Origin of the sequence: Burkholderia sp. MBR-1, from assembly GCF_013822785.1 — a bacterium.
GTDB classification, from domain to species: domain Bacteria; phylum Pseudomonadota; class Gammaproteobacteria; order Burkholderiales; family Burkholderiaceae; genus Burkholderia; species Burkholderia vietnamiensis.
On sequence record NZ_CP053609.1, the window covers coordinates 2,469,448 to 2,481,461 of the forward strand.

Here is a 12,014-nt window from a genome sequence, read left to right on the forward strand (position 1 = left end):
GGTCGGCGGGCCGCGCTCAGCTCATGGTGGCAAGCGCGAGCTTGACCGAGAAACCGATGAACAGGCCGCCCACGCTGCTCGCCGCGCCGGCCGCGAGCTTGCGGCGACGACGGAAATGCTCGGCGAGCCGTGCGCCCGCGAAGATCAGCGTGCTCAGGTACAGGAAGCTCGCGCTTTGCGCGATCGCCCCGAGCACGACGAACGACAGCGCGGGATGCGGGAATGCCGGGTCGACGAACTGGATGAAGAACGAGATGAAGAACAGGATCGCCTTCGGGTTCAGCAGGCTCACGACCAGCGCCTTGCGAAACGGCGTGTCGAACGAGCGCTCGCCGGCGGGCGGCTGCGGCGCGTCGGTCGTGTCGGCCGCGGCGTCCGCGCCCGCGCGCAGCTTACGCCACGCGCTGCGCAGCATCCCGGCGCCGATGTACAGCAGATACGCGGCGCCGCCGTACTTGACGACCGAGAACAGCAGCGGGTTCGCCTTCAGCAGCGACGCGACGCCGGCGGCCGACAGCACCATCAGGACCGTGTCGCCGACGAACACGCCGCAGGCCGCGCGATAGCCGGCCTTCACGCCGCGCTGCGCGGCGAGCGACAGCACGTACATCGAGTTCGGCCCCGGCAGCAGGATGATGAACACCACGCCGAACACGTAGGTCCAGATATCGGTGATGCCGAGTGCGTGGCCGAACATGATGCGACTCTCCCGTTCTTCGTTTGCTTCGGTTGCTTCTATCGCGTCAGGCGCTGCGCTGCTTCGCCGCGTCCATCAGTGCGGTGAAACGGTCGAACAGGTACGCGATGTCGTGCGGGCCGGGCGACGCTTCCGGGTGGCCCTGGAAGCAGAACGCCGGCTTGTCGGTCAGCTCGAAGCCCTGCAGCGTGCCGTCGAACAGCGACACGTGGGTCACGCGCGCGTTCGCGGGCAGCGAATCCGCATCGACCGCGAAGCCGTGGTTCTGCGACGTGATCACCACGCGACCGTCGCCGAGATCCTTCACCGGGTGGTTCGCGCCGTGGTGGCCCGTCTTCATCTTCAGCGTCTTCGCGCCGACCGCGAGGCCCATGATCTGATGGCCGAGGCAGATGCCGAAGGTCGGCACGCCGCGCTCGATGAATTCCCTGGCCGCCGCGATCGCGTAGTCGCACGGCTCCGGATCGCCGGGGCCGTTCGACAGGAAGATGCCGTCCGGATTCAGCGCGAGTGCGTCGGCGGCGCTCGCCTGGGCCGGCAGCACCGTCACGTGGCAGCCGCGCTCGGCGAGCATGCGCAGGATGTTGTACTTGACGCCGAAGTCATAGGCGACCACGCGGTACTTCGGCGCCTGCTGCATGCCGTAGCCGCTGCCGAGACGCCATTCGGTCTGCTTCCATTCGAACGGCTTGGCGGTCGACACGACCTTCGCGAGGTCCATGCCGGCCAGGCCGGGGAACGAGCGCGCGAGTTCGACGGCCTTTGCTTCGTCGTCCGAGCCGGCGAGGATGCAGCCGTTCTGCGCGCCCTTGTCGCGCAGGATGCGCGTCAGCTTGCGCGTATCGATGCCGGCGATTGCGACGACGCCTTCGTCGCGCAGGTAATCGCCGAGCGTGCGCTCCTTGCGGAAGTTCGAGGCGAGCGTCGGCAGATCGCGGATGATCAGTCCGGCGGCATGGACTTTCGTGGCTTCGACGTCTTCGGCGTTGACACCGACGTTGCCGATATGCGGGTAGGTGAGCGTGACGATCTGGCGCGCGTAACTCGGATCAGTCAGGATTTCCTGATAGCCGGTAATCGCGGTGTTGAACACGACTTCACCGATCGTATGGCCTTCGGCCCCGATCGAATAACCACGAAAGACCGTGCCGTCGGCGAGTGCAAGCAAGGCGGGGGAAAAAGACGGCAACACGGGAGGCTCCTTGGGGAACACCCTGCTGCCGACCTGTCTACCCGGCCGCGCGAGCGCCGCGCTGCGTGGACGCGCGTCGGTCGCTGGCTTGACGCCCCTGGGTGGTCGACACGCGAAGCCGGCGCAGCGCGCACGAGGCTTCGCGGCATCGCCCGACAGGCGGCGTGCGGCGGATGAACGGGGTGAATGAGGTAGGCGCTAGGGTGCGAGGTTGATCAGCACAAACTTTCAAATTATAGTCCGAAAATGGCCTAATTTTCAATCGGCATGGGCGCCCGATCGTGCGCGCCGCGTGCCGCATCCATCGCCGGCCCGTGGCCTCCGCTGCTGCGGCCCCGTTTGCGCCGCCGCATCACCCTTCAGCGTACTGCCGGATCGGCCCGCTTGCCAGCACTGCGCGCGGGCCATGCGGACCACGCCGCGCTCGCGAACTGCAGCACGAGCAGCACGCCCCACGCCGTCGCATGCGCGCTCGCCGGATAATGGCCGTCGGTTGCCGGCCAGCGCGACAGCACGACACCGATCCCGATCTGGAACGTAAAGATCAGCACGAAGATGGCGAGCGTGAGCGTCGTATTCGCGCGGCCGATCAGATGCGCGGGGAAATGGGCGGCGAGCACCGCATAGGTCAGGATGCCGACGCCGCCGAACATCCCGTAGGCGGCCCACAACAGCGCGGGCGGCAGCGGTGCACGCGCGACGATCGCGACCTGCGTCGCCACGAACAGCGCCATCCCGACACTGCAGAACGCATGGACCGACACGCCGCGTCGCTCGAGCGCGCGCGCCGCCGCGCCGAAGCCGACACACCCCGCCATCATCGCGAAGCCCAGCACCGACACCAGCCGCGCCGCGTGCTGCGCGTCGAATCCCCCGACATCGCGCAGATACGGGCCGACCCACAGCGACTGCATCGCGTAGAACACGCCCTGCGTGACGATCGAGAACGACGAGATCTTCCAGAACGCTCGACTGGCGAGGATGTGCCACGTGCCCTTGAACTGGCTGACGAGCCCGCCCTGGTGGCGCGGCTGCGCGGTCTCGGGTGCGCCGCAGCCGATCGCGGCCGCGACGACGATCGTCAGCGCCGCGAGCCCGCCGCAGATCGCGCGCCAGCTCGTCAGACCGAGCAGCCAGGTGAGCGGCGAACCCACCGCGACGCCGCCGAGGCCGCCGACGGCCATCACGAGCCCGTTGACGAGCGGCAGCCGGCTGACCGGGAAATGCTGCGCGAGCGCCTTGAAGGCCGCACCGAGACACACCGACACGCCGACGCCGATCAGCAGCCGGCCGACCATCATCGTACCCAGACCATGCGCTGTGCCGAACACGGCCGCGCCGGCGGCCGCGAACAGCAACATCCCGGCCGCCACGCGGCGCGGGCCGAAATGGTCGAGCAGCACGCCGGCCGGAACCTGCGCGCCGGCGAAGCCGAGAAAATAGAGACTGGTGAGCAGCCCGAGATCGGCCGCCGACAGCCCGAGCTCGTGCGTGACGAACGGCGCGAAGCCGAGATTGACGCCGCGAAACACGTACGACACGAAATAGCCGAGCGCAAACAGCGCGAGCACCCTGATCTGCACCGCCGACATCGCCCTCTCCTCGCAACCGGTTGCCGCGGGTTGCCGCGCGAAGCGTTCGCCCGCCGCCGCGCACAAACGAAAACGCCGTCACCTCGGTGACGGCGTCGCTTCGTGTCGGATCGTCGCGCAATCGCGCCGCCCGACCGGGCCAGCGCGCTGCGCGCGCGGCCGCGTGGGTTACTTCTTCTTGCCCTTGTGCGCGGCGGCCTTCGGCGCTGCCTTCGCGGGCGCCGCCTTCGCCGCATGCGCAGCCGGCTTCGCCGCGGCATGCTTGCCGCCGCGCGACTTGCCGCCCACCGACAGGCTCGCGCGCTCGATGTGCGCGCCCGCCGCCGACGTCGCGATCCGCTCCGGGCCCGGCTCGGCCGGCACCGCGCGGCCGACCGGCACGTGCAGCACCAGCGCCTGACCCGGCATCGCGATGTCGCGATGCGTGCGATTCCACGCCTTCAGCTGGCCGACCGACACGCCGTAGCGGCCGGCGAGCGCGGCCATCGACTGCTTGCGGCGCACGCGGATCAGCATCTTGCGCGTGTCGGGCACGTCGGGTTCCATCGCCAGCACGCCGTTCTCGGCGACGTCGGCGCTGATGTCCTCGTCATCGTCGTCGCCGCGCGGCACGACGATCGTCGAGCCCGGCTTCAGGCGCATGCCGGCCGGAATCTTGTTGACCGACATCAGCGTATCGGGGTCGACGCCGATCTTCTCGGCGATCGCAGCCGGCCGCGCGCGTTCGCTGACCGTGTAGGTGGTCCACGACGACAGCTGACCGTTGTACGCCTTCAGGCTCTTCTCGAACGCCGCCGCGTTGTCGAACGGCAGCAGGATCTGCGGCTCGGTCGCGCCGAGAATGACCGGCTTCGAGAACGACGGGTTCAGCGAGCGGAATTCGTCGAGCGACAGATTGGCGAGCTTGGCGGCCACCGCCACGTCGATGTCGCGCGACGTGGTGACGGTCACGAAGTACGGGTGGTTCGGAATGTCCGGCAGCGCGAGACCGAATTGCTGCGGATTGGCGATGATGTTCTTCACCGCCTGCAGCTTCGGCACGTAGTTGCGCGTCTCGTTCGGCATCCGCAGGTTCTGGTAGTCGGTCGGCAGGCCGGCCGCCTGGTTGCGCGCGATCGCGCGCTGCACGTTGCCCTCGCCCCAGTTGTATGCGGCCAGCGCCAGATACCAGTCGCCGAACATGTCGTGCAGGCGCGACAGGTAATCGAGCGCGGCGCTCGTCGACGCCAGCACGTCGCGGCGCTCGTCCTGCCACATGTTGCGCTTCAGGTTGTACGTGCGGCCCGTGCCCGGCATGAACTGCCACATGCCGGCCGCCTTCGCGACCGACAGCGCCTGCGGGTTGTAGGCGGATTCGATGAACGGCAGCAGCGCGAGCTCGGTCGGCATGTGGCGCGCCTCGAGCTCCTCGACGATGTGATACAGATATTTCTGCGAGCGCTCGGTCATGCGCTGCACGTAATCGGGACGCTGCGTGTACCAGGTCGTCTGCATGTCGACGAGGTCGCTCTGCAGGTCCGGCATCTGGAAGCCGCGGCGAATGCGCGCCCACAGGTCGGAATCCGCACTGGTCAGATCGCCGACGGACTGCTTGTCGACGTCGACGGTTTCTTTCGCGGTGGCTGATTTACGGAGGTAGTTGGACGCCGCCTGCGAATCGGCGGCGTTGTTGGCGACAGGACCCTGGCTCGCGCATGCGGCGAGCAGCAGGACCACCATCGCACTCAATATAAGTCGCATGAAAATCTCGGCTTCCGACGGCTGGAAATTGCAGGCGATACTACGGAAGTGCGTGCTTCACGTCAATAAAAACACCGAAAACTCAGCGAAATCCTACGTTTGGGGCAATTTTTACAGGTAGCGCCTGAGGTATGGAGTCCTCCCGATTGCGTCATCGGAAGCGGTTTTTCCATTCGCGCATCAGCGTGAATGCCGCCAACCGGTCGGGCACCGTTTCGTGCAACTCGGCCTCGAGCGTCGCGTGGATCGCCGCGCTGTCCGCGCGCAGGAACGGGTTCACCGCGCGCTCGTGCGCGATCGTGGTCGGCAGCGTCGGCATCCCGCGCGCGCGCAGCGCCTGCGCGTCGTCGCGCCACGCGGCGAGCGCCGCATTGCCCGGCTCGCACGCGAGCGCGAAGCGGATGTTCGACAGCGTGTATTCGTGTGCACAATGCACGCGCGTGTCGCCGGGCAGCGCCGCGAGCGCATCCAGCGACGCGAGCATCTGCGCGGGCGTGCCTTCGAACAGGCGGCCGCAGCCGCACGAGAACAGCGTGTCGCCGCAAAACACGTGAGGGATGGCGGCGCCGTGGCCGGCCGCCTGGAAATACGCGATGTGGCCGCGCGTGTGACCCGGCACGTCGAGCACGTCGAACGCGAGCGCCGGCGCGTCGAGCGTCACGCGAGCGCCGCCGGCCAGCGGCCGCGTCACGACGCCGATCGCCTCGGCGGCCGGGCCGTATACGACGAGCGGCGCATCGTCCGGCTGGCTATCGCGCAGGGCGGCGACACCGCCGACATGGTCGGCGTGATGGTGGGTGAGTAGAATAGCGGTCAACCGCCAGCCGCGTTCCGCCAGAACGCGGCGTACCGGCGCGGCTTCACCCGGATCGACGGCGATCGCATCGCGGCCGTCCGACACGAGCCAGATGTAGTTGTCTTCGAATGCCGGCACCGGCACGTATTCCAGCTCGTTCATGGGCGCGCAATCATCGTTATGTCCGATCCTCAAATTATAGACTGGCCCGCCTGGACCGACTCGCCGCCCGGCCGCTACGTGCTGGGCTGGGAGCAGGCGCAGCTCGACCGGATCGTGTCCGACGTGTTCGGGTTTCACGCGCTGCAGCTCGGGCTGCCGCAGCTCGATGCCTTGCGCGAGAACCGCATGCCGTATCGCGGTCTCGTGCTCGATCCCGCCAGCGGCGCGAGCGCGCCCTACCAGTATCCGTGGGCGCGCGAGGCATCCGCCCCCGAGCATGCGCCGGCCGAGCGCAGCACCACGTGGTGCGACCTGCTCGACCTGCCGTTCGAGTCGCAGAGCGTCGACCTGATCGTGATGCCGCACACGCTCGAGTTCACGTCCGACCCGCACCGGCTGCTGCGCGAGGCCGAACGCGTGCTGATGCCCGAAGGGCAGCTGGTGATCACCGGCTTCAACTCACTGAGCCTGTGGGGCATGCGGCAATCGTTCGGGCGCATGGCGAACCGCCCGTTCGTGCCGGCCGCGCGCGACCAGATCGCGTTCATTCGGCTCAAGGACTGGATCAAGCTGCTCGGCTTCGATCTCGAGCGCGGCCGCTTCGGCTGCTACCGGCCGCCGCTCGTCACCGACAAGTGGCTGGCCCGCTACGGCTTCATGGAAGCCGCCGGCGACCGCTGGTGGCCGATCTTCGGCGCCGTCTACATGGTCACGGCCGTCAAGCGCGTGCGCGGCATGCGCCTGATCGGCCCGATCAAGATGAAAAAGCCGGTGCTCGCGCCGGGCCTCACGCCGGCGGCCACCCCGACCACCCATCAAGAACATTCATGACCATCGACACCATCGACATCTATACCGACGGCGCCTGCAAGGGCAACCCCGGCCCCGGCGGCTGGGGCGCACTGCTGCGCTACGGCGACCGCGAAAAGGAGCTGTTCGGCGGCGAGCCGAACACGACCAACAACCGGATGGAGCTGATGGGCGTGATCGCCGCGCTCGAGGCGCTGAAGCGCCCGTGCCGCGTGATCGTCCATACCGACTCGCAGTACGTGCAGAAAGGCATCAGCGAGTGGATCCACGGCTGGAAGAAAAAAGGTTGGGTCACCGCGGCCAAGACCCCGGTGAAGAACGCCGATCTCTGGAAGCGGCTCGACGCGCTCGTCGCGCAGCACGAGATCGAGTGGCGCTGGGTGAAAGGCCACGCGGGCCATCCCGAAAACGAACGCGCTGACGCGCTCGCGAATCGCGGCGTCGAATCCCTCGCGGCCTGAACGCCGGCCGCCCTACCGTCTTTCCCGATTTATCCGACATGCGCCAGATCATTCTCGATACCGAAACCACCGGCCTCAATCCCCGCTCGGGCGATCGCCTGATCGAAATCGGCTGCGTGGAGCTGCTGAACCGGCGGCTCACCGGCAACAACCTGCACATCTACGTGAACCCCGAGCGCGACAGCGATCCGGGCGCGCTGGCCGTGCACGGGCTGACCACCGAGTTTCTGAGCGACAAGCCGAAGTTCGCGGAAGTCGCCGACCAGATCCGCGACTTCGTGAAGGGCGCGGAGCTGATCATCCACAACGCACCGTTCGACCTCGGGTTCCTCGATGCCGAATTCGCGCGGCTCGGCCTGCCGCCGTTCATCGAGCATTGCGACGGCGTGATCGACACGCTGGCCGAGGCCAAGCAGATGTTCCCCGGCAAGCGCAACTCGCTCGACGCACTGTGCGACCGGTTCGGCATCAGCAACGCGCACCGCACGCTGCACGGCGCACTGCTCGACTCGGAGCTGCTCGCCGAGGTCTATCTCGCGATGACGCGCGGCCAGGACAGCCTCGTGATCGACATGCTCGACGACGCAGGCGCCGATGGCGGCGCGGCGAACGGCCAGCGCATCTCGCTCGCGTCGCTCGACCTGCCGGTCGTCGCGGCCGGCGACGACGAGCTCGCCGCGCACCAGGCGCAGCTCGACGAGTTGGACAAGTCGGTCAAGGGCACCTGCGTCTGGCGCACGTCCGCCGAAGTGGACGCCGTCGAAGCGGCCTGACGCATCCGACCGCTCCGCTGCACTGCACCCGCGCCTACGTGCGCGGCTGCAGCGCGATCATCGCCATCCCGCCGAGCGCGAGCGCCGCGCCGGCCGCGTCCCAGCGGGTCAGCGCGACGCCGTCGACGACCCGCAGCCACAGCAGCGCCACGCCGATGTACACGCCGCCATACGCCGCGTAGGTGCGCCCCGCCGCGCTCGGATGCAGCGTCAAGAGCCACGCGAACAGCGCCAGCGACAGCGCTGCCGGCACCAGCAGCCACACGGGCCGCCCGCCTTTCAGCACGAGCCACGGCAGGTAGCAGCCCACGATTTCGGCCACTGCGGTAACGGCGAACAATGCCGCGATCCTGATCAGTTCGGTCATCCGGTTCCTCTTGGAATGAGCGTCCGTCGCGCAGGGTCCGCGAGGGCCCCGCGACGGCATGCCCGGCGCGGCCCATCATACCCGCGCGAGCCGCGCCGGAACCGCCGCGGGACGGGCGATTCCGAGCAATTTGCACGATCGTCTGTCATCGTGCTATCATGTCGCCTGTTTCAACCTCGAATCTCTTTCTTTTTTGATCTCGATCGAATGCCGCCCGCGCCTGCAGGCCGGCGCTTCGATCGACATTGCATCCACAGGAAAGCCCGCCCGACAGGCCCGCTTTTCTCGTTTCGTTGCCCTTCCGGGGCACTTGCCGGAGCGCCGGACTTTCGTCCGCACCGGTATCCGCCGCCTGCATCACGCGGCCCATTCTTCATGAGCGCACCGTCGCGGCGGCCCATCGGGCCCGCGTCGAAGCAGTCCCTTGCGGCTCTTTACCGCCATTCGCGCAGTAAGTGCTTAAAGGCCTGCCCCGACGCGCTACACACGACCTCGCGCTTGCCGGCAAACCGTGTCGGACGGCCATCCGTTCCGGCGCAGTCAAAGGAGTGCATGACCTTGACCGCAACACACGTCAGCCCGATCGCTGCTTCCCCTTCCCCGTCGTCCGGCGAGGCCCCGCTCGCCGCGGACGACATCACCGTCGTCGACCAGAGCCTGCTCAAGCGCGCCGTCAGCGCAATGGCCATCGGCAATGCGATGGAATGGTTCGACTTCGGCGTCTACAGCTACATCGCCGTCACGCTCGGCAAGGTGTTCTTCCCGTCGAGCAGCCCGTCCGCGCAGCTGCTCGCCACCTTCGGCACGTTCGCGGCCGCGTTCGTCGTGCGCCCGCTCGGCGGCATGGTGTTCGGCCCGCTCGGCGACCGCATCGGCCGCCAGCGCGTGCTCGCCGCCACCATGATCATGATGGCCGTCGGCACCTTCGCGATCGGCCTGATCCCCAGCTACGCGTCGATCGGCATCATGGCGCCCGTGCTGCTGCTCGTCGCCCGCCTCGTGCAGGGCTTCTCGACCGGCGGCGAATACGGCGGCGCCGCCACCTTCATCGCCGAGTTCTCGACCGACAAGCGCCGCGGCTTCATGGGCAGCTTCCTCGAGTTCGGCACGCTGATCGGCTATGTGATGGGCGCCGGCGTCGTCGCGCTGCTGACCGCGTCGCTGTCGGAGGACGCGCTGCTGTCGTGGGGCTGGCGCGTGCCGTTCCTGATCGCAGGGCCGCTCGGCCTGATCGGGCTGTACATCCGGATGAAGCTCGAGGAGACGCCGGCGTTCAAGCGTCAGGCCGAAGCGCGCGAAGCGCAGGACAAGGCCGTGCCGAAGACGCGCTTTCGCGAAACGCTGTTCGCCAACTGGCGCGCGCTCCTGCTCTGCGTCGGCCTCGTGCTGATCTTCAACGTGACCGATTACATGGTGCTGTCGTACCTGCCGAGCTTCATGTCGTCCACGCTGCACTTCGACGAGTCGCACAGCCTCGTGCTGGTGCTGATCGTGATGGTGCTGATGATGCCGCTCACGCTCGCGGCCGGCCGCCTGTCGGACCGCATCGGCCGCAAGCCGGTCATGCTGGCCGGCTGCGTGGGCCTGCTCGCGCTGTCGATCCCGTCGATGATGCTGATCCATGCGGGCACCACCGCGTCGGTGTTCGGCGGCCTGCTGATCCTCGGCGTGCTGCTGTCGTGCTTCACCGGCGTGATGCCGTCGGCGCTGCCCGCGCTGTTCCCGACGGAGATCCGCTACGGCGCGCTCGCGATCGGCTTCAACGTGTCGGTGTCGCTGTTCGGCGGCACGACGCCGCTGGTGACGGCCTGGCTCGTCGACGTGACGCAAAACCTGATGATGCCCGCCTATTACATGATGGGCGCCGCCGTGATCGGCATCGTGTCGGTCGTCGCGCTCGCCGAGACCGCGCGTCAGCCGCTCAAGGGCTCGCCGCCGGCCGTCGCGACGCACCGCGAAGCACACCAGCTGGTGCGCCAGCTGCGCGACGAGGACGAAGCCGAAATCTACGGCGTCGTGTCGGCCGCACGCGCCTGAGTGCTCAACAAGCGCCCAATGAGCGCCCAATAAAAACCCCGGCAATAGCCGGGGCCAGATCTACTCCGATTCGCCCGACCGGCGCCTGCCGGCCGGGCGTTCCTTTATTCGTTCGCCGAAGCGGCGTTCAGGCGTGCGCTTCGCATTCGCGGCAGAAGATCAGCGCACGCGAGCGCGACACGGCAGCCTGGGCACCGCGCGCCGCGACGATCAGGCCGACCTGGCCGAGATTGAAATCGCGCTCGACCATCAGCTGCGTCAGCGCGGCGAGCGGCAACACGACGGACGGGTGGTACAGGCTCGATTCGATCAGGGCTCTCATCTTCGGCTCCATCAGACAACGCATATTCGATGGAGTGAATTCTAGGGATCACCCTGATCCCGATAAACGGCACATTTGCGAAGTCACTTGTTGCCGCCGGTGAACAATCGGCCACGCCCTTGGCTGGTGCGGCTGACGGCGTCGTCCGGGGGCCTGTGGGGGCGGCTGTGTCGGGGTTGCGCGAACGCGCCGGGTAGCCGCGCCGTGGGTCGGATCAACGTGCGTGGGGCTATCGCACGGCCGTCGGCGAACCGCGCGGTCGGGCCGTGCGGGACGCCCGCACCGCACCGCACCGCACCGCACCGCGCGAAGCGGTGCGGCGCAAGCGGATCGCGGAGCCTCCCCGCGCTCGCTCGCGTACCGGCGCGATGCGCCGCCGCGCTCAATCGAGCGGCGTTTCGACGAAGGCGGGAAGCTGCTCGGCCCGCGCCGAATGCGCGGCGAGCGCCGGATAACGGGCCGGCTCGATCCGCGCGAGCGGCGCATATTCGGCGGTCATGAACTGCGTGAAGCGCCACGCGACGGCCACCGTCACGTCGGACTGCAGCAGCCGCGCGCCGCCGAGCCAGCCGTTGGCGGCCGCCACCAGCGGCTCGAGTTCGCCGTACGCGGCCTCGAGCTGGCCCAGCACGCGCTCGAGCCACGGCGCGTGCTGCTTGTCGGCCGGCCGCAGCGCCTGTTCGTAGATGACCTGCACCGTCTTCTCGGCCGCGGCCAGCGCGAAGCCGACCGGCACGAGCGCGCGCAACCGCGCGTCAACGGCCTCGGGCAACAGGCGCCGCTCCGGCGCGACGAGATGGTCGAGGTAGTCGACGATCAGCGAGGAATCGATCAGCGTGACTCCATCGTCGGTCACGAGCGTCGGCGCCTTCACGACCGGATTGATCTCGCGGAACCGGTCGAAATGGCGAAACACCGAAACCGACTCGTGCTCGAACGGCAGGTCCAGCAGCTTCGCCGAAATGGCGACACGGCGCACGAACGGGGAATCCAGCATACCGATCAGCTTCATTGCAAACGCTCCGAGTGACAAACCAGGGCCATCGACTGTAGCAGCGACGCAGG

Annotated in this window: 13 protein-coding genes; 5 read left to right on the forward strand and 8 right to left on the reverse strand. The window is 68.1% G+C overall.

The annotated features are described in order from the left end of the window. Positions 1 to 16: 16 nt before the first annotated feature. The 5 genes from leuE to gloB form a co-directional block, all read right to left on the reverse strand. Entirely contained in the window at positions 17 to 697 is a 681-nt protein-coding gene (gene leuE, locus MBR110_RS11310; RefSeq protein ID WP_059462292.1) for a leucine efflux protein LeuE, read from the reverse strand. Between the two features lie 46 nt (positions 698 to 743). Beyond that, on the reverse strand, positions 744 to 1,889 hold the full coding sequence (gene carA / locus MBR110_RS11315) for a glutamine-hydrolyzing carbamoyl-phosphate synthase small subunit (RefSeq protein ID WP_011884273.1): 1,146 nt from the start codon (positions 1,887 to 1,889) through the stop codon (positions 744 to 746). Positions 1,890 to 2,248: 359 nt separating this feature from the next. After that, positions 2,249 to 3,481, reverse strand: coding sequence for an MFS transporter (locus tag MBR110_RS11320; RefSeq protein WP_059734094.1), 1,233 nt, complete (start codon positions 3,479 to 3,481; stop codon positions 2,249 to 2,251). A 168-nt stretch (positions 3,482 to 3,649) separates the two neighbouring features. After that, on the reverse strand, positions 3,650 to 5,221 hold the full coding sequence (locus MBR110_RS11325) for a transglycosylase SLT domain-containing protein (RefSeq protein ID WP_011884271.1): 1,572 nt from the start codon (positions 5,219 to 5,221) through the stop codon (positions 3,650 to 3,652). A 151-nt stretch (positions 5,222 to 5,372) separates the two neighbouring features. Continuing rightward, entirely contained in the window at positions 5,373 to 6,179 is an 807-nt protein-coding gene (gene gloB, locus MBR110_RS11330; protein ID WP_011884270.1) for a hydroxyacylglutathione hydrolase, read from the reverse strand. An 18-nt stretch (positions 6,180 to 6,197) separates the two neighbouring features. Between gloB and MBR110_RS11335 the strand changes: the two genes are divergently transcribed. The 3 genes from MBR110_RS11335 to dnaQ are packed head-to-tail and all read left to right on the forward strand — an operon-like array spanning position 6,198 to position 8,223. Continuing rightward, entirely contained in the window at positions 6,198 to 7,010 is an 813-nt protein-coding gene (locus MBR110_RS11335; protein WP_011884269.1) for a class I SAM-dependent methyltransferase, read from the forward strand. Then, a complete protein-coding gene (gene rnhA, locus MBR110_RS11340) occupies positions 7,007 to 7,450 on the forward strand; it encodes a ribonuclease HI (RefSeq protein ID WP_011884268.1) in 444 nt (147 codons plus the stop codon). The genes MBR110_RS11335 and rnhA overlap by 4 nt, the downstream gene beginning before the upstream one ends. 38 nt (positions 7,451 to 7,488) lie before the next feature. Then, positions 7,489 to 8,223 (forward strand): DNA polymerase III subunit epsilon, encoded by a 735-nt coding sequence (dnaQ, locus tag MBR110_RS11345; RefSeq protein ID WP_059568519.1) that lies wholly within the window; start codon positions 7,489 to 7,491, stop codon positions 8,221 to 8,223. Positions 8,224 to 8,257: 34 nt separating this feature from the next. Here dnaQ and MBR110_RS11350 read toward each other — a convergent pair whose 3' ends face one another. Further along, entirely contained in the window at positions 8,258 to 8,590 is a 333-nt protein-coding gene (locus MBR110_RS11350; protein WP_059894796.1) for a YnfA family protein, read from the reverse strand. 58 nt (positions 8,591 to 8,648) lie between these two features. Here MBR110_RS11350 and MBR110_RS11355 point away from each other — a divergent pair, with 58 nt between their 5' ends. Then, positions 8,649 to 8,969, forward strand: coding sequence for a hypothetical protein (locus MBR110_RS11355; RefSeq protein ID WP_155624954.1), 321 nt, complete (start codon positions 8,649 to 8,651; stop codon positions 8,967 to 8,969). Positions 8,970 to 9,142: 173 nt separating this feature from the next. After that, positions 9,143 to 10,627, forward strand: a complete 1,485-nt coding sequence (gene proP / locus MBR110_RS11360) for a glycine betaine/L-proline transporter ProP (RefSeq protein ID WP_011884265.1) — start codon at positions 9,143 to 9,145, stop codon at positions 10,625 to 10,627. Between the two features lie 127 nt (positions 10,628 to 10,754). On the opposite strand, the gene MBR110_RS11365 is transcribed toward proP, so the two are convergent. Both MBR110_RS11365 and MBR110_RS11370 read right to left on the reverse strand, forming a co-directional pair. Next, positions 10,755 to 10,961, reverse strand: a complete 207-nt coding sequence (locus MBR110_RS11365; protein ID WP_014722807.1) for a hypothetical protein — start codon at positions 10,959 to 10,961, stop codon at positions 10,755 to 10,757. Positions 10,962 to 11,331: 370 nt separating this feature from the next. Further along, a complete protein-coding gene (locus MBR110_RS11370) occupies positions 11,332 to 11,961 on the reverse strand; it encodes a glutathione S-transferase family protein (RefSeq protein WP_059888068.1) in 630 nt (209 codons plus the stop codon). Positions 11,962 to 12,014: the final 53 nt, after the last annotated feature.